The sequence below is a fragment of the Sphingomonas sp. GW821-FHT04B01 genome (genome assembly GCF_059420425.1).
In genome coordinates, this window is record NZ_JBWKTR010000009.1 from 154,344 (window position 1) to 178,333 (window position 23,990).

Annotated in this window: 19 protein-coding genes; 8 read left to right on the top strand and 11 right to left on the bottom strand. The window is 66.4% G+C overall.

What is annotated here, in order from left to right; all coding sequences use genetic code 11:
- Positions 1-88 precede the first annotated feature (88 nt).
- Both AC07UH_RS18355 and AC07UH_RS18360 read left to right on the top strand, forming a co-directional pair.
- On the top strand, positions 89-2,134 hold the full coding sequence (locus AC07UH_RS18355; RefSeq protein ID WP_495181447.1) for an acyltransferase family protein: 2,046 nt from the start codon (positions 89-91) through the stop codon (positions 2,132-2,134).
- 99 nt (positions 2,135-2,233) lie between these two features.
- The gene (locus AC07UH_RS18360; RefSeq protein WP_495181448.1) at positions 2,234-3,292 is read left to right on the top strand and encodes an acyltransferase family protein; all 1,059 of its coding nucleotides are present in this window, start codon (positions 2,234-2,236) and stop codon (positions 3,290-3,292) included.
- Between the two features lie 60 nt (positions 3,293-3,352).
- Here the strand turns inward: AC07UH_RS18360 and AC07UH_RS18365 are convergent, their stop codons facing one another.
- From AC07UH_RS18365 to AC07UH_RS18375, 3 genes are all read right to left on the bottom strand, one after another.
- Positions 3,353-4,654 carry a UDP-glucose dehydrogenase family protein gene (locus AC07UH_RS18365; RefSeq protein WP_495181449.1) on the bottom strand — a complete coding sequence of 434 codons (1,302 nt, stop codon included), beginning with the start codon at positions 4,652-4,654 and terminating at the stop codon, positions 3,353-3,355.
- Between the two features lie 111 nt (positions 4,655-4,765).
- Entirely contained in the window at positions 4,766-5,794 is a 1,029-nt protein-coding gene (locus tag AC07UH_RS18370) for an acyltransferase family protein (protein WP_495189885.1), read from the bottom strand.
- A 669-nt stretch (positions 5,795-6,463) separates the two neighbouring features.
- On the bottom strand, positions 6,464-8,410 hold the full coding sequence (locus AC07UH_RS18375) for an oligosaccharide flippase family protein (RefSeq protein WP_495181451.1): 1,947 nt from the start codon (positions 8,408-8,410) through the stop codon (positions 6,464-6,466).
- A gap of 573 nt (positions 8,411-8,983) precedes the next feature.
- On the opposite strand from AC07UH_RS18375, the gene AC07UH_RS18380 reads away from it, so the two are divergent.
- Complete coding sequence (locus AC07UH_RS18380; protein WP_052075860.1) at positions 8,984-9,454, top strand: PilZ domain-containing protein; 471 nt, start codon at positions 8,984-8,986, stop codon at positions 9,452-9,454.
- Between the two features lie 243 nt (positions 9,455-9,697).
- Positions 9,698-10,747, top strand: a complete 1,050-nt coding sequence (locus AC07UH_RS18385) for an acyltransferase family protein (RefSeq protein WP_495189884.1) — start codon at positions 9,698-9,700, stop codon at positions 10,745-10,747.
- 106 nt (positions 10,748-10,853) lie between these two features.
- Here AC07UH_RS18385 and opgC read toward each other — a convergent pair whose 3' ends face one another.
- The 3 genes from opgC to AC07UH_RS18400 form a co-directional block, all read right to left on the bottom strand.
- Positions 10,854-11,999, bottom strand: a complete 1,146-nt coding sequence (opgC, locus tag AC07UH_RS18390; RefSeq protein ID WP_495181453.1) for an OpgC domain-containing protein — start codon at positions 11,997-11,999, stop codon at positions 10,854-10,856.
- A gap of 87 nt (positions 12,000-12,086) precedes the next feature.
- The gene (locus AC07UH_RS18395; protein WP_495181454.1) at positions 12,087-13,361 is read right to left on the bottom strand and encodes a glycosyltransferase; all 1,275 of its coding nucleotides are present in this window, start codon (positions 13,359-13,361) and stop codon (positions 12,087-12,089) included.
- Between the two features lie 41 nt (positions 13,362-13,402).
- Positions 13,403-14,440: a cell wall hydrolase gene (locus tag AC07UH_RS18400; RefSeq protein ID WP_495181455.1), complete on the bottom strand. Its 1,038-nt coding sequence runs from the start codon at positions 14,438-14,440 to the stop codon at positions 13,403-13,405.
- Between the two features lie 191 nt (positions 14,441-14,631).
- Here AC07UH_RS18400 and AC07UH_RS18405 point away from each other — a divergent pair, with 191 nt between their 5' ends.
- On the top strand, positions 14,632-15,993 hold the full coding sequence (locus tag AC07UH_RS18405; RefSeq protein ID WP_495181456.1) for an O-antigen ligase family protein: 1,362 nt from the start codon (positions 14,632-14,634) through the stop codon (positions 15,991-15,993).
- Between the two features lie 150 nt (positions 15,994-16,143).
- Here AC07UH_RS18405 and AC07UH_RS18410 read toward each other — a convergent pair whose 3' ends face one another.
- From AC07UH_RS18410 to AC07UH_RS18430, 5 genes are all read right to left on the bottom strand, one after another.
- Positions 16,144-16,767 (bottom strand): hypothetical protein, encoded by a 624-nt coding sequence (locus AC07UH_RS18410; protein WP_495181457.1) that lies wholly within the window; start codon positions 16,765-16,767, stop codon positions 16,144-16,146.
- A gap of 6 nt (positions 16,768-16,773) precedes the next feature.
- Positions 16,774-18,918: a GumC family protein gene (locus AC07UH_RS18415; protein ID WP_495181458.1), complete on the bottom strand. Its 2,145-nt coding sequence runs from the start codon at positions 18,916-18,918 to the stop codon at positions 16,774-16,776.
- Between the two features lie 33 nt (positions 18,919-18,951).
- Positions 18,952-20,265 carry an outer membrane beta-barrel protein gene (locus AC07UH_RS18420; RefSeq protein ID WP_495189883.1) on the bottom strand — a complete coding sequence of 438 codons (1,314 nt, stop codon included), beginning with the start codon at positions 20,263-20,265 and terminating at the stop codon, positions 18,952-18,954.
- A gap of 12 nt (positions 20,266-20,277) precedes the next feature.
- Positions 20,278-20,712 carry a hypothetical protein gene (locus AC07UH_RS18425; RefSeq protein ID WP_156143938.1) on the bottom strand — a complete coding sequence of 145 codons (435 nt, stop codon included), beginning with the start codon at positions 20,710-20,712 and terminating at the stop codon, positions 20,278-20,280.
- Between the two features lie 166 nt (positions 20,713-20,878).
- Complete coding sequence (locus AC07UH_RS18430) at positions 20,879-21,502, bottom strand: polysaccharide biosynthesis/export family protein (RefSeq protein ID WP_245640930.1); 624 nt, start codon at positions 21,500-21,502, stop codon at positions 20,879-20,881.
- Between the two features lie 194 nt (positions 21,503-21,696).
- Here AC07UH_RS18430 and AC07UH_RS18435 point away from each other — a divergent pair, with 194 nt between their 5' ends.
- From AC07UH_RS18435 to AC07UH_RS18445, 3 genes are all read left to right on the top strand, one after another.
- Positions 21,697-22,299, top strand: a complete 603-nt coding sequence (locus tag AC07UH_RS18435; protein WP_052075863.1) for a transglutaminase-like cysteine peptidase — start codon at positions 21,697-21,699, stop codon at positions 22,297-22,299.
- A 71-nt stretch (positions 22,300-22,370) separates the two neighbouring features.
- Positions 22,371-22,640 (top strand): hypothetical protein, encoded by a 270-nt coding sequence (locus tag AC07UH_RS18440; RefSeq protein WP_041394085.1) that lies wholly within the window; start codon positions 22,371-22,373, stop codon positions 22,638-22,640.
- Between the two features lie 821 nt (positions 22,641-23,461).
- Positions 23,462-23,740, top strand: a complete 279-nt coding sequence (locus AC07UH_RS18445) for a hypothetical protein (protein ID WP_495181460.1) — start codon at positions 23,462-23,464, stop codon at positions 23,738-23,740.
- Positions 23,741-23,990 lie beyond the last annotated feature (250 nt).

The window sequence follows — 23,990 nt, forward strand, 5'->3', positions numbered from 1 at the left end:
GATCGCCCCGTTCGATATACATTCTCCGCTGCACGCGCGGTCCAGCCGAGCAGCGCCCGGCGCAGGCTTCTCCTGCAAGGATACCGCCATGGATACCCGGAGTTTCAAGCCCGAACTGCAAGGACTGAGGGCGGTCGCGGTTCTGCTCGTGCTGTTCTTCCATCTCGACGCCCGCTTCCTGAGCGGGGGATATGTCGGCGTCGATGCGTTCTTCGTGCTGTCCGGCTATTTCATCACCACGTCGCTGGTCACCGAGATCGACAAGACCGGCAGGATCGCCTTTCTCACATTCTACGAGCGGCGCTTTCGCCGACTGCTGCCGGCAGCGACACTCGTGCTCGCCGCGATGCTCGTCTTCATCGCCGCGTTTCCACGCGACCAATGGCCACATATCGCCCGCGAGGTCGCTGCCGCGTCGCTCTATGTCGAGAATTTGCTCCTCGCCCACCATTCCGTCGATTATCTGGCGTTCGACCGCGTCGCCAGTCCGGTGCAGCATTATTGGTCGCTCTCGGTCGAGGAACAATTCTACTTCTTCTGGCCGGTCTTCCTGATCGGTGCGGCGGCATGCCGCCGTCTCGTCGACTGGCCCGTCCGCAGGATTTGCCTCGTCGCGATCGCGCTCATCCTCGTCGCATCGCTGGGCCTGTCCATCATGGCGGCGCGCGCACCGCAACCGAGCCATTATTTCTATACGCATCTGCGCGTGTGGGAGCTGGCGCTCGGCGGTTTCATCGCCTGCCTGTCCACCCGTTCGCTGCACTTCGTATCCGGCCGTCTCGCCCCGCTGATCCAGTGGAGCGGGCTCGCGATGTTGATCGGCGCGAGCCTGCTCTATTCAGCCAAGACGACCTTTCCCGGCTATGCGGCGCTCTTGCCGACCGTCGGCACCGCACTCGTCATCCTCGTTGCGGGAAGAGCGTCGTCGTGGTGGCACAACGCATTCCTCGACAACAAAGTGATGCGGTGGATCGGCGACATATCCTATTCGATCTACCTTTGGCATTGGCCGATCATCGTCTGCATCAAGGATCACCGCGGCGGGTCGCTTAGCACGCTCGACGCGGCCGGGATCATCGTTCTGGTCCTGCTGCTCGCGCATCTGACCAAGATCTTCGTCGAAGACCGGTTCCGGGTCGGTGGCGCCCGGGCGGGCACGGTTCGGAAGTCGCGCTGGCGGTCCTTCGCGCCCGTCGCAGTGGCGGTCGCGGTGCCGCTACTCTTGTCGGGCGTCCTGCTCGGCTACGTCGCCTATGACCAACACCGGTTCGAAACGGCGCGGCTCGACCCGCGCGACTATCCGGGGGCAAGGGCGCTGCTCGCCGGGGCACCGTCGGCGTTGCCCGCGCGCCCCTTCTTTCCTGCCGCGCATCTCGCGCCCCTGGATATTCCCAAGGTCTACGCCAACGACTGCAGTCTTCCGTTCGGCGCCAGTACGATCCGCGCCTGTCCATCGGGGCGGCTCGACAGTGCCGTGACGATGGCGGTCGTCGGGGATTCCCACGCCGCCCAATGGCTGCCTGCCTTCGATGTCGCCGGGCAGAAGCGCGGCTGGAAGATCGTTCCGCTCACCAAATCGTCCTGCCCGCTGGTCGCGATCACGCTCAATCACGGCGACGCGGACTCCTGCGCGCGATGGGCGCAGAACGTGATGGCGTCGCTGCGCGCCGCTCCGCCGCAGATCATCGTATACACGCTGTATCTCGACGGCGAGATCGCCCAACTCCCCTCAGATGCGAGGCGTCTCGCCGCGGTGCAGCCGATGCTGGAGCAACTGACGCGGCTCGGCTCGCGCGTGATCGTGCTGCGCGATACGCCGCATCTCGCCGCGGATCCGATCCCGTCGCTGGACGATGCCGTCGGGCAACCGGCCGCCCTGCCGAGGCGCGCGCGAGGCCCGGATATCGTCGCGCGCGCGGCGGCTGCCGTTCCCGGCGTGACGTTGCTCGATATGGACGACCTCGTCTGCCCGCATGGCCGATGTCTCAACGTCATCGGCAACATCGTCGTGTGGCGCGACGAACATCACATCACGGCGCATTATGCGGAAACATTGGGGGTGCCGTTATCCGACCGGCTCGACCGATTGCTCGCCACCGGGCGCGCCACCCGATCGATCCCGCCGGCGCCCTGATCACCGGCCGCCAACGCCATGACGGGCCGTCTCCGGGGACGGCTTTTCAAGGTAGATTACGTCAGCTAGGCTTGATTATTCTTTTCGGGGGAAAGCTGCATGCCTGGCCAAGCGAGCCATCCTGCCCCGCGCTTCGAAACGCTCGATCTGATGCGCGGGATCGCAGCGCTGTCGGTATTGCTGCTGCATTGTTCGCCCCCGTTCGTTTCCTTGGCTGCACATGGCCATCTCGCGGTCGATCTGTTCTTCGCACTCAGCGGTTTCGTCGTCGCTTCGGCTTATACGCCCAAATTGCTGTCGACGATGACGTTCAAGGAATTCATGCAGGTCCGCTTAAAGCGGCTGTACCCGCTGATCGTCCTGGGTGCACTGATCGGATTTGCCGGTTACTTTCGGGCGTACAGCCTGAAAGACCTGATGCTTCTGCTGCTGTTCGGCCTATTGCTGCTGCCCAGCCCGTTCGCCAGCGAGGAAGAAGGCTCGTCGGCGATGGGCATCAACCCGCCGAGCTGGAGCCTGTTCTGGGAATTGGCGATCAACGCGCTATTCGCGCGATGGGCCGTTCGCTGGTCGCTGCGCCTGCTGACGCTCATTCTGGTGGTCAGCGGCATTGGCCTCTGCGTGCAGGCTTTGCATTATGGTCAGCTCTCCCAGGGGTTCACCTGGTCCAACTGGTGGGGGGGGGCGGTTCGCGTCACCTTCTCCTTCACGCTCGGCGTCGTGCTCTATCGGATCAGGCCGGTGCTGACCTGGCGCCTGCCGGTTCCGCTCATCGCCTTCGTAACGCTCGTCGTTCTGGTGATGCCGTTGCTCGGCCGGTGGAATGGACTCTACGATATCCTCTGTGTGGTCGTCCTATTCCCGATCCTGCTCGTCGCCGGCATCAACAGTCACGCGCCGCGGCTGACCCGCCTGTCGCTGATCCTCGGCGAGGCGTCCTATCCCGCCTACATTCTGCAGGGCGGCATCTATCCCCATTTCAAGGGGCTATGGCACCATATCACGCTGCCCGAACCCGTCGTGGCGGTCCTGTCGGTTCTGCTGGCGATCGCGTTCTTCTTCGGGTCGCTGCTCATCAGCAGGCCCTATGAGCGGCTGATGAAGAGGATATTGCCCAAGGTGCGGCGGGTGACGCTGCCCGCGCAGGCCGCCCCGTAACTGCCGCTTGGCGGCGGTTACGCAGGTGCCCCGCTGATCTTTACGGCTCGTTCCGGCGCATCACCGCCCGATCGAGCTATAGGCGAAGCCGAGCGCGGCGATCTCGGCGGGGCGGTAGACGTTGCGCAGGTCGACCAGCACCGGGGCCGCCATCGTCCGCTTCAGCCGCTCGAAGTCGAGCGCGCGGAACGCATCCCATTCGGTGACGATCACCACCGCGTCGCTGCCCGTCGCGGCGTCATAGGCGTCGCTGCAATAAGTGATGTCGGGCAGCGTCGCGCGTGCCGCGGCCATGCCCTCTGGATCGTAGGCGCGTACCGTCACGCCGGCATCGTGCAGTGCCTGGACGATCGCGATCGACGGCGCATCGCGCATGTCGTCCGTATTGGGTTTGAACGTCAGGCCGAGCAGCGCGACCGTCTTGCCGCGCGGTGCATCGCCGAGCATCGCGATCACCTTGCGGCCCATCGCGCGCTTGCGGCTGTCGTTGACCTTGACCACCGCCTCGACGATCTGGATCGGGCTGTCGTGATCCTCGGCGGTCTTGAGCAGCGCGAGCGTGTCCTTGGGGAAGCACGAGCCGCCATAGCCGGGGCCGGCGTGCAGGAACTTCTTGCCGATGCGGTTGTCGAGGCCGATGCCGCGGCTGACGTCCTGGACGTCGGCACCGACCGCCTCGCACAGATTGGCGATCTCGTTGATGAAGGTGATCTTGGTCGCGAGGAAGGCATTCGCCGCATATTTGATCAGTTCGGACGTGCGTCGGCCGGTGAACAGGATCGGGCTCTCGTTGAGGTAGAGCGGGCGGTAGACCTCGCGCATCACCTTGCGCGCGACCTCGTCGTCGGTGCCGATGACGATCCGGTCGGGGCGGGTGAAATCGCCGATCGCGGCGCCCTCGCGCAGGAATTCGGGGTTGGAGACGACCGCCACCGCGACGTCGGGGCGCTTCTCGCGCAGGATCGCCTCGACCTTGTCGCCGGTGCCGACGGGCACGGTCGATTTGGTCACGACGACGGTCGGACCGGTCACCGCCGCGGCGATCTCCTCGGTCGCGGCGAAGACGTAGCTAAGGTCGGCATGGCCGTCGCCGTGTCGCGCCGGCGTGCCGACCGCGATGAAGATCGCATCGGCGCCCGCCACCGCCGCGGCGAGATCGGTGGTGAAGCGCAGCCGGCCGGCCGCGACGTTGGCGGCGACCAGCGCGTCCAGTCCGGGCTCGAAGATCGGCATCCGCCCCGCCTCGAGCGCGGCGATCTTGTCGGCCGCCTTGTCGACGCAGATCACATCATGACCGAAGTTGGACAGGCAGGCACCCGAGACGAGGCCGACATAGCCCGAACCGATCATGGTAATACGCATAGAGCCTCATCGTCTGGGGGACCGCCGCAGCAACGATGCGGCGTGCAACGACCTCTAACAAAAGGGGAAAGCTTAGAGAACGCGCGATTGCTGTCCTATTTTGGGCAGGGATCAGCGGATCAGGCGACGCATCGGCGGGATTCGGTCGAGGATCAATACGCACAGCGCCGACGCCAGCACCGCGAGCAGCGCATTGCCGAGGCAGGCGGCGAGCGTCGCCTGACCCAGCAGGCGCGCCGCGAGGTCGAGGAACAGCAGGTGCACGACATAGAGGCCGAGGCTGAGCCGCGCGAGCCGCGCGAACAGCGGCGACAGGCGGAACGTCGACGGGATCGCCAGCGCGACGAGGAAGGCGGCGATGCCATAAGGGATCGTCATCAGCGTGTCGTCGGTGAAACGCGGGAAGGGGATGGTGCCGACCGCGACCAGCGCCGCGACCTCGGCGAGTTGCAGCAGCGCGGCGACGGCGAACACCGCCAGCGCAATGCGGAGCGGAATATGACGGCCGCGATCGCGCAGCCACGCGCCCGCGGTGACGAACAGCAGGCCGAAGAAGGGGCCGTTGCGCGTGTTGAACGGCGGTTTCGGCAAATGGAGCAGCAGGCGCAACGGCCCGAAGGCGAACGCCAGCGCATAGAAGACGAGCGCCAGCGCGAGCACCGCGCCCCAGCCGAGCCGGCTGCGCACGACGGCGAACAGCACGCCGGCGACGCCCAGCGCGGGCAGGAACCAGAGATGCTGGCCGTCGAGCCCGGTGATCAGCAGCCGCACGATCATCGCCGGCGCGCGCAATTCGGCGAGCGAGCCCTGGAAATAGAGGATGTAGACCAGCGCCCACACCAGGAAGGGCGGCGCGAGCCTGACGAGCAGACGCAATGCGGTCCGCTCGGGCGAGCGCTGCGGCATGAAATAGCCGAAGGCGACGAAGAAGAAGGGCACGGCGAAGCGCGACAGCAATGCGATCACGTCGGCTGCGACCGGCGCGTCCTGGGCGCCGTTGGACACCGCATGGATCAGCACCACCGCGACGAAGGCGACCAGCCGCATCAGGTCGATGCCGGCGAGGCGGATCGTGCCGTCTGGCGGCGTCACCGGGGAAGCGTCGATTGCCGTCGCGATGGCCGATCCCTTTCCGCTCAAGCCTCGCATCGACCGGCGGCCGGACCGGCCCGACAGGGTGTCGGCACGATCTGGACGGGGAGATGCCAAGCACTGCCAACAGGTTGGCGGCAAAGGTTAGCATAACCCGGCGACGGACCGGCAAGCTTTTGCGAAAGGTGGCGCGATAAACGGTTAAGCGACTGGGATCGCCTCGGTAATTTTACCGGGCAGCGTCAGTCCTTGTAATAATTGCGATACGCGCGCCGCCTTCTGCGCCGCGACCGTCGGTTGAGCAAAACCACGATCAGACTTAATCCGACCAGCGCCGCGATTATGATGAGGGTAGGAACCGACATGCTCACGATTAATCAAAGGCTCCCTCGTGAACGCGTTGCCGCATCTAACAATGATGCGCTGCGATATGCAACGCCAAATCGCCTCGCACCGTGTTCAACAATGGGAAAGCATTGGACCTGATAACGGCCAATAGCGACACTTGACCAGGCCAGTTTTGGTAAATACAAAATAAACGCGAGGCGGGCATCAAGGTCGCCACGCCATTCAAACAGCATGAGCCGGTCGAGACCATTATAGCGCGATCGCGATCCGCGCCTTGAGCAATGCACGATCAATATTCGCGGTGACAGGCTATGGGCAGACCCGATCCGGGATTAATGCTCATGTACGGCACTGCGGCATTTCGAGGGATCATGGCCGTTTCGGATAGGGTCGGGCGACTTGGCGCGACGGGGTCGGGCAGCGTACACAATGTCCGTCGACCTCGATCGTCTTGGCGGTCATGCGAAACCCTGCGGCGCCGGCGGCAACGCTGATGATATTCGCCGCGGTATGGCCCCTGATCGGCGTGGATTGCCCGCACCTCTGGCAGACCAGGGTGATACGCGGCTGATATTGCTCGCCTTCTATCGCCCGATTGTCGGTCGGCTGGACGAGGTTGGCCTGCATCAGGATATCGAGGATGCGATAGACGCTCGCCGCGGCGGGTTCGGCGTTCACCTTGGTCGAGGCGGTGGCGAGCGCGAAGATCTGGTCGCGCGCATCGGCATGTGCCGCCTCCTGCGCAGGCGACACCATGGCGCCGTCGCCCGCCGCGGCACCGCCACGCCGACGGCGCAGCTTGGCGGCGATGCCGAGCACCATCGATTCACCGCCTTGCGGCCGGCCGGCGACCTGCCAGAGCAGCAGCACCGTCGCGCCGAACGCCAGTGCGCCGAGCGCGGCGAGCGCAGCGAGCGCCACCGTCAGCCACGGCCGCGACAGATCGGTCGGGAGCAGCTGCGCCACCGGGAAGACGACCGCGCCCATCACCAGGCAACCGAGGATCGGACGCAGGATCGCCTTGAGCTGCGCCCAGACCGGCAGGTCGATCGCGTCGCGCGCGGCGCGCACCGCCATCCCGGCCAGCACCAGCGCGGCGGCCGCCCGCGCGGCCGCGATCCCCGGGATCAGGAAGAACCAGGCGCCGGCGATGACCAACGGCACCTTGACGAGGAAGTCGGTGAGCTGGCGGTTGAAGATCAGCGTCGAGCGGCGCAGCGCCAGCGCCAGCGCGTTGAGCGGCGTCCACAACAGGCCGGGGATGCCGGCGAGCGCCAGCCATTGCAGGATCGGCGCGACCATGTCCCATTTCGCGCCGAGCGCGAGGCTGACGACGGGATGGGCGAGCAGGGCGGTGCCGGCGAGGATCGGAAAGCCGAGCAGTGCGACCGCCGCGAAGGTCTTGAGATAGGCCTGGCGCAGCCGCTCGGGATCGTCGCGCACCGCGACCAGCCCCGCCGACAGCGGCCCGAGGATCGGCGTCAGCAGCACCTGGCCGGGGATCGACGCCAGACTGTCCGCCATGGTGAAGCGGCCGACCGTCGCGGTCGGCGCGAGCCGGCCGAGCACCAGCCGGTCCATCTGCCAGGCGAAGGCGGAAAACAATTGCGCGCCGCTCAGCCAGCTCAGGAAGTTGCGGAACAGCCGCCAGTCCTTGAGCGAGAAGGTGGGACGATAGGGGGCGAGGACGAACGACATCAGCGACGCCGTCACCGGCGACAGGATGGTGCCGAGCGCCAGCGCCCAATAGCTGCCCGTCGCCACCGCGACGCCGATCGACACGCACAGCGACACGACCTTGCCGAGCAATTCGGTGGCGACGGTCCGGCGGAAGTCGAGATCGCGATTGTACAGCGCCAGCCGCGGGTTGCTGATGCCGCGGAACGCCGGCGCCAGCGCCAGCGCGGCGATCAGCGGCAGCAATCGTGCGTCGCCATAGACCATCGCGAAGGGCCAGGCCGCCGCGCCGATCAGGATCGCGAGGACGACGCCGCGCAGCACGCTGAGCGTGAAGGCGGTGTCCATCATCGTCCGGGTGATGTCGCGCTCGACGAGCAACACCTGCGACACCGGCAGTTCCATCACCGCCTCGACGATGAAGATCAGGCTCATCGCGATGCTGATCAGGCCGAAGTCAGCGGGCTGCAACAGCCGCGCCAGCACGATCAGCGCGACGAGATCGATCAGCCGCGACAGCAATCGCCCGCCGACCGCGAGGATCGAGGCGAGCGCGGTGCGATGCGAGGCGGTCGCCGCGACGGCGGTGGTGCGGGTGGCGGCGGCCGGGGCGGGGACGCCCGCCGATCCTAGCGCCACGTCAGGACCGCGCCGCAAGAGAAAGGGCCGCAAGAGAAAGGGGTGTCCCGGGGACGGGGCGCACGGCCGCAACGAACGCCAATACTCTCTGCTCCGATGATGACATCGACGGACCGGGACCGACGTGATCCTGGACCGCAAGCCGCGCCGCAGCCGCTTAGCGCATTGATTAGCGGTTCCTTCATCGTCTGTCACCCGCATTGAACCATTGCTTTCGGCGCGTCGCTGGTTTGATATGGGTCATCAGCACGATGCAGGTGCGCGCCGCGCCGCGGCCGACGGGAGAGGAATGCAGACGACGGCCGAGCAACAGCACCCGACCCGCCGCCTCTGGTATAGTTAACGCCTGTTGACCAAGAACAGATCGGCAAGACACATGCGCTGCAATAGCGCGATCGCAGTCCCGGCAGGGTCCAGACGCGCGGGATCGGCCATGAGTGTTATCGCCGCGGTCTTTCTGTTCATCACTGTTGCCACAACGGTTGTGAATAAGCTGGTACGGCCGGTGAACATCGTTCACACTGTCTTTACCTTTTTTGGCTTAGAGCTATATCCAGACGATTAGGGTGCGATATGGCGATTACTGCTCAGATCATCAGTGACGACCGCAGCTCGGAACGGTTCCCGGCCGGGCTCAACGCAACGCTGCGCGACCAGGTGACGCGTCCCCACGACGTGATGATCGACGATCTGTCGCTGACCGGCTTCCGCCTGTCGGGCGGTCCGGCGATGGCGCTGGGCAGCGAGGCGTCGATCGGCTTCGCCGGCATCGGCGTGCATCAGGCGCGGGTGACGCGGCAGGACGGCGACGTCTACGGCTGCGAGTTCGTCACGCCGATCACGCAGGAGATGCTGACCCGCGCGCTCACCGCCGGCCCGGTCGCGCCGATCGCCTTCCCGACCGCGGCGGGCCCGTCGCTGCTCGACCACGTTCCCGAACCCTATGTCGAACCCTATTCGGGCCGCACCAAGCTGGCGATCGCGACGGTCGCGGCCGCCGCAGGCTGGGCGGTCGCAGCCGGCCTGTATTTCGCGCTGACCTGAGCGGCAGATACAATAAGGCTTCACGACGCATCATCTCCGACCTGCTCGTGATCGCGCTATAGCTGCTCGGTTTGTTACGCCGGTCCCTCGTCAGCGAAGTACAGGCGCAAGTGATCGCGCAACGGTCGATGCCGTCCCTCAAGCCGCCTTCCGGGGGCGATCTGGCGCGTCAGGACGAACTGGTGCTTCGCGACCATGTCCTTCGGTGGTACGGGCTCCGCCCTACCGATCGTGGGACCGACCTTGCCAATCATCCAAGAGCATAAGCAGCATTTTCTCACGCTCGACGGCATGCGCGGGATTGCCGCCCTCATCGTGGCAGGATTACATGCCAGAGAACTGATGATCGGCGGCCCAACGCTCGATCATTCGTACCTCGCAGTAGATTTCTTTTTCTGCCTCAGCGGTTTCGTCATCGCCTATGCCTATGATGGCCGGTTATCGACCACCATGCGCTTCTCGACATTCGTCAAAGCACGAATGATCCGCCTGTATCCGATGATCTTCATCGGGGCATTGCTTGGCGGCATAGTCCTGATCGCCGGACGCAAGGATGGCATTGTGGTGCCGGCAATTGTCACCATCGGGACCATGCTGCTCGTCCCCGCCGGCTTTTTCTTCGGGAAACAAGCTTATCCCAGCGACAATCCGATCTGGTCACTGTTCTTCGAGGTCGTTGCAAACATCGTCTACGCATTGTCGCCGCGACTGTCGATGCGCTTGTACGTCGGCTGCCTGGTGCTATCGGGGCTGGGCTATGTCGCGATTTGCTATATGTTCAACGGCATGCAGTTCGTCGGGTTTGATTCCTGGCTGAGCTTTGCGGCTGGTCTTGTGCGGGTAGCCTTTCCCTTTGCGGCGGGCGTGGTCATTTTCCGACTAGGGCTGCATCGGCATAGCGGCGTCCCCGCATGGCTGCCGCTGCTCGCATTGCCGGGGCTCTTGCTCTTCCCAATCGGATCGCAGGCAATCACCGATGCCGTGATCGCGATGGTTTGCCTCCCCGCGCTCGTCGTGCTTGGCGCACGAACGGAACCCGCCGTCGTCATACTGCCGTGGCTCAAAGCATCCGGCGAATTATCCTATCCGCTGTACCTGTTGCACCAGCCAATCCTGCGGATCGTCAAAAATGCACCGCATATCGATATGCTGCGCTCGATTCATCCGCTGCTTCCGCCGATCCTCGGCCTGAGCATTGCGGTGGTCGCTTCCGCTGCCGCCCTACGCGTTTATGATCGTCCGATACGCAAGCTGCTGACGTCGCGTTTGATCCGAGCTGCCGAGCGCCGTTAAGCCGCGGGCGATCGGCGCAGCAGGGTGATGATCATGTCGGCCGCGCTCAGTGCGATCAGCACCGGAATGCCGACGACCATGCTGGCGGTCTCGATCACATAGCCCTTCACGTCGCCTCTCCCACCCTCGCCGGTATCGTCCGGTCGCCGTCGCGCGGTTGGGTCTCGCGCATGCGTGCGGCCCGCCGTCCCGATCGTGCATCGAATAGCACGGCGATGGCGAAGGTGGCCAGCAGCGAAAACAGTACCGACGCAAGATACGTCAAGTAACCGCCGCCCAGGCGGCTCCATGCGATCGCAAGAATATAGGTCAGCCAAACACTCCCAATATAGCAATACAGGGTCTGCCGGCCGACGCAGGCGAGGGCGCGCATCGGTGCCCATTCCGGCAGCCGGCGGCTGAGCGTCAGCAATCCGCAGTAGAACAGGATCACGACCGGTGCGTGGACGAGCCGCAAGGTGCCCAGATTACCCTTGGACGTCAGCAGCCAATAGCGGGGGATCGCCTCTTCGACGTGGAGCAGCTTGGCGACCGCGAAGGCGGCGGCAGCAACGCCGACGACGACGGTGATCCATCTACGCGCCTCGAGCAGCCTGAACAGGGGGACATGGGCGCGGGCAGAGCCCAGAATCAGCGGTATGAAGAACAGAAGCTGCCAGGCGGCCGGATTGAACTTCCACTCGACAAGCTTGGGGTCGAGGAGAAGGGTGGCGGTCGCGAGCTGCGAGAGCAGCCACAGCGTCACGGACAGCACGGCCAAAGCGGCCGGCGAGCGACGATGGAGCCACAAGGCGGCCGGCGTGAGCAGCATGAAGATCACGTAGAGCTGCAGCACGTCGAGCAGCGCCGGCGCCCTGAGCAGGGCGACGAACATCAGCAGCCCTGAGAGGGGGGCGTCGAACAGGAAACCGGCGTCCCAGGCGACCGCCTCCCACCGCTGCATGAGCAGCAGGACGGGGGCGACCCCGACGAGCAGCAGCAGATTGTCGATGTAGAGGGTGCGGGCACGCGCCAGGACCGCATGCGACGGCCGCGGTTTCCGCTGATACACCATCCCGACCATATAGCCGGACATGATCACGAAGATCGACGCCGACGACGAATATCCGAGCGCGGTCGGCGTCGGAATACCAAATCCCTTGAGGCCGTAGATCCGGAAAGCGACGGTGATGTGGTTGATGGCGATGATCAGCATCGCCGCGCCGCGTACGATATCAATACGCGTTTCGCGCGGGACGCCGTTCGCCTGCATGCTTATTGCCCCCCGACGATGGATGACCGCGCGACATCCATCCGCGGCTTTCGCATTATTGCATTTTAACGCACGGTTGCGCGATCGTCACCCATCAACGTCGACCGACATGCCGCCGGTGTCCCGATCGGGGGCGGCACGGCCTTCCGTCACCGGCAGGCGTCCGGCCGGCGAGAGGCGATCGGTGTCCGCCCGCTCCCGGTCCGACGCCAGCACGCTGTCGGCCGCGACCAGCCGTTCGGCGCGCGCGACCTCCGCGGCGAAGTCGCGCAGGAAATGGGCGCGGGCGAAGCGGCTGGCATTGGCGATCGCCGCCTCGGGGTCGAAACCGGGCAGCCAGGCGTCGAACCGCTCCATCGCCGCGATCAGCGACTCCGCGCTCTGTTCGTGGAAGTGGATGCCGGTCTCGCCGTCGATCACCGTCTCGGTGCCACCGCCGCGGCCGAACACCACCACCGGCCGCCCGGCGGCCTGGGATTCGACCGGGATGATGCCGAAATCCTCCTCGGCGGTGAAGATCAGCGCGCGCGCCTGCGCATAGGCCGCGCGCAATTCGTCGAAGCGCATCCGCGTGGTGAAGCGGACGTTGGGGCCGGCGCGTGCCTTCAGCGTCTCGAGCATCGGGCCGTCGCCGATGACGTGCAGCTTGCGGCCGCTGCGGGTGAAGGCGTCGACCGCGATATCGGGGCGCTTGTAGGGGACGAGCTGGCTGATCCAGACGCATTCGTCGCTGACCGCGTCGCTGCGCTGGAAGATGTCGACGTCGACCGGCGGATAGACGACGCTCGCCTCGCGGCCCCAGAATTTGCCGATGCGCCGGCGGACGAACTGGCTGTTGGCCATGATGACGTCGGGCCGCGACGCGCTCATCCGGTCCCAGGCGCGCATCCGCGGCGCGACCAGCCGCAGGTAGAGGCCAGCGAGCTTGCCGCTCGCCTTGCGATAGGCGTGATATTGATCCCAGATGTAGCGCATCGGCGAGTGGCAATAGGTGACGTGGACCGCATCGGGGCGGGTGATGACGCCCTTGGCCGGCCCGGCCTCGCAACTGATGACGAGGTCGTAGGCGCTGAGGTCGAGCGCCTCGAGCGCGGCGGGCATCAGCGGCAGGTATTTCTGATATTGCGTCTTCGCCAGCGGCAGCTTGCTGATGAAGGTGCTGAAGATGCGATGGCGCTTGAGCGTCTGCGACAGCGCATTCTCGTCGACGACATGAGTGAAGATGTCGGCGTCGGGGTAGAGATCGCAGATCCGCTCGAGCACGCGCTCGCCGCCCCGCATCGTCACCAGCCAGTAATGGACGATCGCCACCTTGCGCGGGCGGGCCGGGATGCTCTCGCCGGGCGTGGGGTCTACGGTCATCGAATAGGGTCCTGTTGCAAAAGCAGCGCCATGCCGCGAACTTACTGGGGCAGCGGCAGATGGGAACGCGTGTCGCGGCGATCGGGAAAATAATTGCGTGGCGTCGCTTTGGCGGCCGGGGTCGGCGTCGCGGCGGGGGCCGGCTGGCCGGCGGTCGCGCCGCTGCCCAGGCTCGCGCCGCTGTCCGACGTGGTGCCGGTGACGGTCGGGCCGGGATAGGCGGGCAGCGCGAGCGGCACGCCGACGACCGCGCGCGTGTCGACGTCGCTCGCCGGCAGCGTCGGATCGGGCAGCGTCGGCGCGAGCAGCGCCGGGTCGGTGGGCAGCGCCGCGGCCGCGGTGCGGAAGGCGGTGTAATCGTGGGGCTGGCCGGGCAGGCGGTAGAAGATATGGTGACCGAGGATGCCGAGCTTGAGCAGCTCGGGCGCCCATTTCGGGAAGACGTAGAGCGTGTGGTAATGCGTCGCCTGCCCGGCCTCGGCCGAGGTCCAGCCGTCGAGCGCGGCGGTGGCGACGCCCATCGCGACCTTGAAGCGCGCCGGATTGGGCGCCCGCGCGAGCGAACCGTCGCAGGTGAAGCTGAACTGGCAGCCCGTCGGCCGGTCGGAGCCCTGGTTGACCACCTCGCAGATCGTCTTGGGATAGCGCGGATGGCGCAGCCGGTTGAGCACGACCTGCGCGACCGCGCGCTGGCCGCTCAGCGGCTCGCCGTTCGCCTCGTAATAGACCGCATTGGCGAGGCAGACGGTCTGGCGTTCGAGATCGGCGCCGAGCCAGGCGGCGACGAAGGGCGGCGCCAGCGGGTTGCTGGCATGGCTGAGCGGCAGCGCGAGATTGCGGGCGAGCGCATCCTGCGGCGACAGTTTGAGGATCGCGCTCGGCACGAAGGTGTCGAGCGGCAGCTCGTCCTCGGCCAGCGGCGCGGGCGCTTCGACCTTGGTGCGCGCCGGGCCGAAGGGAATGGCGTCGAGGAAGGTGCTGTCGTCGTCCATCGTCAGCAGCGCGGTCACCAGCCCGATGACGAGCAGCACCGCGGCGAGGCCCCAGAGCGTCGATCGTTGGGAATGGGAAAGCGACACGGGCGGTCCTCGGGCAATCGGGGCGGCCGCACCCTTATGCCGATCGTTCGGCGGGTGTCCTGCGCGGGATCGGATCGATCCCCGCCGCATCGTGTGTTTTCGGGACATTTGCAAGCTGGCAGAGGCGATTGCATTGGCTAGGGTCGTCGCGAACCGGCGGTTGGCACGGCTCGGTCGGACAGGGGAGGGATATGAGCGTGTTGCCCGATCGCGAGCGTGCCTCGCCCGCACCACCGACATCGGCGCCGCGTCCGCTCGGCTGGGCGGCGCCGGCGCTTGCCGGGCTGGTCGTCGTGCAGATCCTTGCGGGTGGCGCCAACCAGGGCCTCGCCAGCGCGATCGCCGCCTTCGCCGATGCCTTGCTCGCGATCGCGGTGATCGCGCTGTCGCCGGCCGCGTCGCGCTTCTGGCGGCTGGCGCGGCTGCCGCTCGCGCTGCTCGCCGTGGCGCTGGCGTGGGCCACGCTGCCCGGTTTGCTGCCGCAAGGGCTGGGCAGCGCGCTCGGCGTGCCTGCCAATCCGGCCGCCGACCTGTTCGGCCTCGCGCTCGCCAAGGCGCTGGCGACGACGCTGCTGACCCTCGTCGCCGCGCTGCTCGCCTATCGCGCCGGCTCGGCGCGCGGCGTCATACGGGTGCTGACGCTGATCGGGCTGGTCTATCTCGCCTGGGCGGCGGTCGATGCGATCGACTGGCTGTACGACAGCGCGCGCGCGTCGCGCTACAGCGGCACGATCGGCAATCCCAATGCCGCCGGCATCACCTTCGCGGCGCTCGCCCTGCTCGCCGGCGGACTGGCGCTCGCCCCCGACGAGGAAGCGATGCAGCTGCGCCTCGCCGCGCTGGCGGGGAGCGCGGTGGCGCTGGTGCTGTGCGCGCTGACCGGCAGCCGCAGCGCGGTGCTGCTCGCGATGCTGGGCGGCGCCCTGCTGCTGGTGCGGCGCTGGCGGCGCTGGCAGGACGGCCGGCCACCGCTGCGGCTGCTCGGCCCCGCTGCGCTGGCGCTGATCGTGCTGCTGGTGCTGGTCGCGGTCTTCACCCCGGTCGCCGACCGCTCGGCCTATCTGCCCGAGGATGCCGGATCGCGCTGGGCGGTGATCGATCATTATACCGGCGTGGCCAACCAGAGCCCGCTGTGGGGCCATGGCCTCGGCAGCTTCTACGAGGTCAACCAGCGCACGCTGACCGCGGAGGTGGCACCGCTCTACTGGAATTTCGGCGCCGCGCACAATGCGCCGGTACAGCTCGCGATCGAGGCGGGCTGGCCGGGGCTGGCGCTGTTGCTGATCGCGCTGGCGGCGATCGCCTTCCAGATCGCGCGGGCGCGGCGCGACTGGTGGTCGGTCGCGCCGCTGTGCGCGCTGCTCGCGATCGCCGGCAGCGCGATGGTCGACATCGCGCTCAACGTACCGGCGGTGGCGGCAGTGTTCGCGGTGCTGCTCGGCTCGGTATGGGGCGCGGCGCTGGCGAGCGGCGCGACGCGGCGGCCGGTGGCGGCGCGACGGCCCGTGACGGCGCGGAAGCGACCGCGGCGCACGAAGGCCTCGACGACCTGACATCCTTCTGTTGGTGCGAATATCCATCCGTTGGTGCTGAGCCTGTCGAAGCACCTTGAGACCCACCTACCCTTCGACAAGCTCAGGGCGAACGGACGGGGAAGTGGGAAGGTAGGGAGGCGCAAGCAGACAGCCTCCCGTCGTCACGCCTCAAGGCTTGGGCTGCACCCGCAGCGCGAAGCGGACCGACATCGGCGAGCCGCCCATGATGTCGACCAGCCGGTCGTTGAAGCGGCCGTCGAGCGCCGCGAGCCACGCCGCCTCGGCGACCGCCGCCTCCTGCGTCGCGGCGGGCAGGTCGCGCCAGTAGCGTGCCGCATAGGCTGCGCGCCAGAAGCCCTCGGCGGTGAGGAAGGGCGCGGCGGCATAACTGGCGATGAAGGCCCGCAGGCTTGCCGGGGTCGGGTGATCGCCGGGGGCGATCGCGAGCTGGCTATGGAGCAGCAAGGTCGCCGCGGCGTCCGGCCGGCCGACATCGGCGACCGCGAGCATCGCGCGGGCATGAGCGAGGCTGGCGCGATCCGAGCCGGGCGGCACCGCGGCGCCGGCCTGCCGCAACCATAAAGCGGCAAGCCCGATCGCGGCGCGCGGCGGCACGTCGGCGGGCCGCCAGCCCGCCGCCTCGGCGAGTAGCGCGGCGCGGACCGGCGGTTCGGCGTCGCGCGCCGCAGCGACCGCGGCGACGCGTCGTTCGCTGCCGATCGCCATCCCCGACAGGACGAGCGTCACCCCCGCAGCCGCCAGCCACGCCGGCCTCAGGCGGGAGCGGGTCACGCGCCCTTATTCGTTGTAGTAGGAGGAGTAGCGCGCCGAATAATAGAGGCCGCCCATCGCTTCCGAGCGGTGATCGACCATCGTCAGCACCGCGCCGAGCACCTCGCCCTGGCTCTGTTCGAGCCCGGCGAGCGCGGCGTCGACCGCGGCGATCGGCGTCGTGTTCCACTTGATGACCAGCATCACCGCATCGGCGAGACCGACCAAAGTGCGGGCATCGGCGATGCCGAGCAGCGGCGGGGTGTCGAGGATGATGAAATCGTAGCGGCCGCGCGCCTCGGCGAGCATCGCCTCCATCCGGCCCCCGCCGAACAGGTCGATCGGGGTGAACAGCGAGCCCTGGACGAGCAGCAGGTCGAGCCCGTCGACCTCGTCGGGGATCACCGCCTGCGCCATCGACGCACGGCCTTCGAGCACGTCGGCAAGACCGGTGTCAACCGAACGGTTGAGCGCGCGCAGCACGCCGGCACGGCGCACGTCGCAATCGATCAGCAGCACGCGGTCGCCGCTCAGCGCCATGATCCGCGCCAGCGACAGCGCGCTGGTCGTCTTGCCCTCGCCCGGCAACGTCGAGGCGAGCGCGATGACCTGGGTCGGCTGGCTCTGGTTGCGCGACACGATGAACGAGCGGATCGCGCGATAGGCCTCGGCATAGACCGTCATCGGCTTGGCGACGAGCGTCGTCGCCGGATTGGCGACGCGGCGCGACCGCAGCTTCCACGGCGTCGGCAGACGCGGCACCGAAGCGACGAACGGCAGGCCGAGCATCGTCTCGATGTCCTCGGGCTTGCGGATCGTCGAGCTCAGCCCCTCGAACAGCAGCACGCCGGCGAGACCGAAGACGAGGCCGATCAGTAGGCCGGCCGCGGCGAACGCCTTGACCTGCGGGAAGGTCGGCTTGGTCGGGATCGTCGCATTCTCGATGATGTTCGCCTGCGGCGTCGAGACGCGCTGCGCCTGCGTCGACTGCTGCGCCGCCTGCGCGAGGCGGGTGTAGGCGGTACGCTTGGCCTCGGCGTCGCGCTCGAGGCTGCCGGCCATCACCGACGCCTGATCGTCGCGGGCGACGCCGCGCTGGAGCGTGTTGAGGCGGTTGCGCAGGCTTGCGGCGCGGGCCTCGGCGGACAGCGCCTGGCTGCGCAGGCCGCCGACGACGCGCTGCGCCTCCTGACGGATCTGCGCGTCGAGCGATTCGATCTGCTGCGCGACCTGGATCGACAGCGGATAGCGCGGGCCGTAGCGCGAGCTGAGCTCGGCGCGACGCTTCTCCGCCTCGGTGCGCTGGCGGCGCAGGTCGGCGATGACCCCCGACGACAGCACCGCGGAGATCGCGTCGGTACCGCCGGTGGCATTCTGCCGTTCCGCCACCGACACCGCCGAGCGCGCCGCGGCGGCTTCGGATTCGGCGGTGGCGAGCTGCATCGACAAAGGCGCGATCTGCTGGTCGGTGATCGTGCCGCCTTCGCCGCTCTGGCTGATGCCGCTCTGCGCGCGATAGGAGGCGAGGCGCGCGTCAGCGGTCTGCACCTCGGCGCCGAGCTCGCGCAGCCGGTTCTGGATCGACTGCGACTGTTTCGCCGCGGTGCCCATCAGATTGTCGGCGGTGCCGGCGACATAGGTGCTGGCATAGGTGTTGGCGATCCGCGCCGCCTTGGCGCCGTCGATCGAGCGGATGCCGATGAGGACGAGATAGCTCTTGTCGTCGCGGTTGATCTTGAGGTGCTCGAGCACGCCGCTGGTCGCGCGTTCGATCGCGGTGTTGGCGGGGCCCTTGCCGGTGAATTCGGGATCGCGATCGAGGCCGAGCTGGGTGACGACCTTGCGCGCGGTGGCGCGCGAGCCGATCACCTGCACCTCGGTGTTGACCGCGGTCTGGTCGGCGGGCTGGTCGGTGCCGTTGCCGAAGTCGAGCGGCGAGGCGGCATTGGGGGTGATGCGCACCTTGGCGAACGCGTCGTATTTCGGCGTCAGCATCAGCGCCGTGCCGAGCGCGGCCGCGAACACCACCAGCGCGGTGACGACCACGATGATCCAGCGGCGACGGATCGCCTCGCCGACCGATTTCAGGGTGACAGCGCGCCGTCCGACATGACGTGACTGGTCGAAGCGGCTTGCTTCCTCTTGCTCGGCCAGCGTGGACATCTTGTTCATACGGTCGCTATTTTCCCTTGGGGGACGACAGCGTTAGCGCTGCAGGACGATTGATAACAGCGCACGGGTTTCGTCGAAAGCCTGTAATCCGACGTTGCCGCGGGCGGACCGGTTGTCGCGTCCGACCAGCAGGCCGAAACCGAAATTGCGGTTGAGCAGATAGCGGCCGCCGGCACTGTAGCGAACGATCTTCGACCGGCCGTTCTGGTTGACGAAATCGTCCTGCTCATAGCCGACCTGCGCGTTGAGCAGCAGGTTGCGGAGCAGTTCGTGATCGACGCGCAACGCGGCTGCGGTCGCGAAGAAGCCGCTGCTGGTGCCGAAATAGCTGTCCTGCACGGTGCGGCGGACGTTGAGCCCCACCGTGGTGAGCTGGGTCGGAAAATATTCGACCTTCGCTTCCGCCGCGATGCCCGAAATGTCGCGGTAGATCGGCGAATCGTAGCGGCGATTAACGTAGCCCACCCCGATGCCACCGCGGATCAGCGCCGACAGATCGAAGCTCGCGCCCCCGATCACGTTGAATTCCTTGGAATCGCGATTGGGGATGCCGGTGGTCAGCGGATATTTGTAGGTCGTGTCGGTATAGCCGCCCTGCACGAACAGCGAGGTGTCGGGCGACACCGCATATTCGCCGCGCGCGGTGGTGCGCAGCAGCACCTGGTCGCGGCCCTGCTGGCTGATCAGCCCGCCCGAGAAGGACCGGACGTCGGAGAAGTTGAACTGGTCGACGCTGACCGCGACCTGGCCGCGGATGCGCGCACCGGCGAAGGCGCTGCCGACGCTGGCGGTAGTCTGCTGGAACTGGATCGCCTCGGCGGCATCCTGCGGCGAGGCGGCAGACGAGCGCGGCTCGGTCGAGCGTGCGGTGCGCAGCAGGGTGTTGAAGGTCAGCGAGCGCGTCGCGTCGAGCCGGCCGCTGGCATCGATATTGTAGTTGGTCTCGTTCCGCGGCGTCTCGCTGGCGAAGCGGCGCAGGCGCGCGCCGGCGTTGAAGTTCAGCTCGTTCGTCGACCAGTTACTGTTTGCGGCGATCGACGGCGCGATCAGCGCATAGACGTCGCTCTGCTTGTTGGTGTCGACCTGATAGGCGTTGTCGCTGAAGCCGGCGCCGAGTTCCAGCTTCGGGTAGAGCAGGAACGAGCCCGCCCGCACGCCCTGCGCCTGATATTCCGGGCGCTCGCGCTGGAGGACGCTGGTGTTCTTGCCGCGATCGAAGTCGAGCGGCAAATTGGGCAGGACCAGATTGGAATCGGTCGACTGCGCCTGCGCCACGCCGGCAGCGAATGGCATCGTCAGCATGCCCGCCAGGGCAACAAAGGGCAGCCGCATCGAAATACCTGTCATCAAAGTCATCAATTAAAACGAGGCGTAATTGGAGCTGCCACCGCCGATCCCGACGGCGGGACCCTGGGCAAGCGTCGCGCCCGGGCCGCCGACCGCGGCGGTGCCGTAGCGGTCGCAGCGCGAGGCGTTGGTGAGCACGTCGCGCAGCGCCTCGACGGTCGGCTTGGGGCTGCGCGGCACGTCGAGCGCCTCGTGCAGCGCGGCGACGACGACCGGGCAATTGGCTTGGCTCTGATCGACCGTATAAGCGATCTGCGCTTCGAGCTGGTCGCGGCCCGCCGGGGCGGGAACGCCGGCGATCGTCCGCATGATCTCGGTATAGAGCGCGATGACGTTGGGATCGTCGCGCGACACCATCGGCGACAGCGGCGTCACCGGGATCTGCGCGTCACCACTGGCACCGACGAAAGACAGCGTCGCCGCCATGCCGAACAAAACCAATCGCATAGCTGAACCCCTTAGTTGACAAGTCTGTGTCACATAACGCCGCAATCGGCAATCACGTGGCATGGCCCGGTCAACATTCCGTCCGATTTCGGGACAATAATGGCCCTAATCACACGGTTTCGACGTGTGTCCGGCGACGGAAAGGGGGCCGTCGCCGGGCCGGTTGCTAGAACAGACGCTCGCGAATGCGGATCGTGTCCCCGGGACGGACGCGCAGATCGGGCGACAGCGGCACCGTCTCCTCGGTCGCCTCGCCAGCGTGCTTGACCACCACCGACTTCTTGCTGGCGCGATAGGTGAAGCCCTCCGCGGTGGCGACCGCGTTGAGCACGGTGAGCCCCGAAGAATAGGGATATTCGCCCGGCTTGTTGACCTCGCCGAGGATATAATAGGGCCGGAAGGTCAGCACGTCGATGCTGACCCGCGGCTCGCGCAGATAGCCGTCGGCGAGCTTGCGCTGGATGGTCGCGGCGAGCGCGGTGGTGGTGACGCCCGCGGCATCGACGTCGCCGATCAGCGGCAGCGACAGCTTGCCGTTGGCGTTGACCAGGAATTCCCCCGACAGCGACGGTTCGTCGAAGATCAGGATGCGGATCTTGTCGGCGACGCCGAGCCGGTAATCGTCGGTCGACGCGGTGACGCCCGCCGGGCCGGCCTGCGCCGAGGCGGTGACGCCGCCCGCGGCGGTGGCGGCAGGGCGCGCCGGCGCGCTGGCGGTGGTCGGCGCGGTCTGGCCGGAGGCGAGGGCAGGGCCGCAACCCGCCAGGCCGATCGCCGCGATCAGGGTCATCAGGATTTTCATTCGCCGGACTTCCCCATTTGCCACTCTATCTTCCGAACGACCGCCGCAGCCGCGGTCTCAATCGGTTAAGGCTAGCGCAGGTCGCGATTATTGTCACCTGTCGGACACGCCCCGCAACGCGCCCTTTTCTGGGACGGCACAGGAATTTTCCTTAACCTTCCCGCGGTACATTGCATGACGAGATGATCACCGCGCCCTCCTCGACCGGCCGTATCGCGGCCCTCCTCGCTGCGGCGCTGGCCGTGCTGTCCGCCACCCCAGCGAGCGCGAGCCGGCCCGACCTGTTCATCGCGCTCGCCCAGCCGATCACCCCGCCACGCGGCTTTGCGGTGATGTGCGAGACGCGCCCCGATCTGTGCAGCAACCAGCCCTGGACGGGCGAGACCGAGATCACCGACGACCTGCGCCTGCTCGATCAGGTCAACCGCACCGTCAACCGTCATGTCCGCCAGGAGAGCGATCTGCGCGCCTACGGCCGTGCGGAGGTGTGGACGCCGTCGGGTCGCGGCCGCCGCGCGGTCGGCGATTGCGAGGATATCGCGCTGGAGAAGCGGCTGGAGCTGATCAAGGCCGGCTTCCCGCCCGACAATCTGTTCCTCGCCGTCGGCTATGCGCGGCGCATCGGCCTGCACGTCGTGCTGGTCGCGCGCACCGGCTCGGGCGATCTGGTGCTCGACAGCCGCGCCGCGGGCATCCGGATGTGGCGCGACGTGCCCTATAGCTGGATCGGCGCGCAGTCGGGACAGGACCCGGCGCGCTGGTTCGGCATCCAGCGCAGTTCCTGACGGAACTTACCCATTGCTCGGCGATTGACCCCCTTCGGCTTTCAAGCCGTTCGATAACAGGGGTAATTTCGATGAAGAAGATGGTGGTTCTCGCCATGGCGGCCGGTCTGGCCAGCCTGTCGGCCTGCAATTCCAGCCCGCGCGAGCAGGTTGCCGACAATATCGAGGCGAACAGCGAAGCGGTTGCCGACAATCTGGAAGACGCCGCGGACAATGCGAGCACCAGCGCAGCCGAAGCCAGCCTCGAGAACAAGGCGGACGCGGTGCGGGCGACCGGCCAGAACCAGGCCGACGACATGCGCACCAACGACCCCGACACCAATCTGTCGAACGGTATCTGACGGCCGGCGAAGTTCCGGGTCAGGCCGGGCTGTTCCCAAGCACAGCTCCGGACTGGGGGGCGTCCGGTCAACCGGGCGCCCTTTTTCGTTGCGGTAGGCCGGCAAAAGGTCATCGCAGGATTGCTTCACCAGCGTACGCTTAGCGCCGCCCTTTATAGGGCATAGATCATGTAACGGTATTGCGGAGTGTCGCCCGATCACGTCCGGCGAGTGGATGCGGGTGTCACGCAAACGCCAATTGACCAAAACTTCTGACCGTCTCCTTGAACTTTCGTTTTTAGGATAGCGCCGCGCCATGTTGGCCATCGCTCTCGAACTTTCCATGAGCGGTCCGTTTGCTGTCTACCACGTCCCGTCGTTCGCGGCAGCGCGGACCCAAACGGCAGCCAACACCCCACTTGCGGCCATTCCTCGACTTATTAGCCTAGCCGCATGCCCGTAGCGTCGCCGCCAATTCCTCCGAAATCACCCGCTCCACTCCAAAACGAAGAGCAAACGTTCATCAAAGAGGTTATGGAAGGTTTTTATGGATTAGACTCGATCGTCCGTAGCTATGGGTCTGATCCTAGCCGATTAGATCTTCACGTCGAAACAGATGCGCTTCCGGATATGAGAAAGTATGATTGTCTAGGGGTGCTGATGACCCGCATAGATCGACAAATCAGCTTGGAGGTCACAACGCGCGGCACCAGGGCGCAAGGCAGTGCGAAGATCGCATACCGGCGAGGAATCATCCTCTAACGGTCGCTCTCTCTATCGAAAGGAGCCGTTCCGCTTAAGGCCCAATTGCAGCCGTTCCGATCCGAGTGCATGATAGCGCAATGATCCTCATTATAGCGTCGTTGCTGTTAGCCAATCCTACTCAACAACTTGGAGCTTTTCCATTCGCCGAAGGTCCAGCGGCACGGGCCAGCGCAATCAAAGCAGCCATTGCAAAGTGCCACGCGCCTGCGAAAATCGTCCACTCGGGTGATACGGTGACTGTGACACTGGCAGTCACCCGATCGAATCGCGCAGCCAACTGTCTATCCGCATGGATCGCTAAACACCCTGATGTTGGCTTCGTCAAATATGGCTTTATCGGTAGCGAACGGCAGTAAGCATGCACCCTCAAACGCCCGCTATCGCCGCGCGACTAACAAATCTCACCGAGCCGTCCATGTTTATTGATAAAGACCGACTTTGCATGCGCCGCATACGCTCTCTGGCATCAAGTACCGCTAGTATCGCACGAATCTCGAAATAGCCGGTGCGCTGGCTTGAGGCGTATCGCTTAGGCTCAGGACTCATTGGTCACAGCCAGAAGATGACGGTGGCCGCGAGCGCGACGGCAGAGAAGAAGACAGTTGG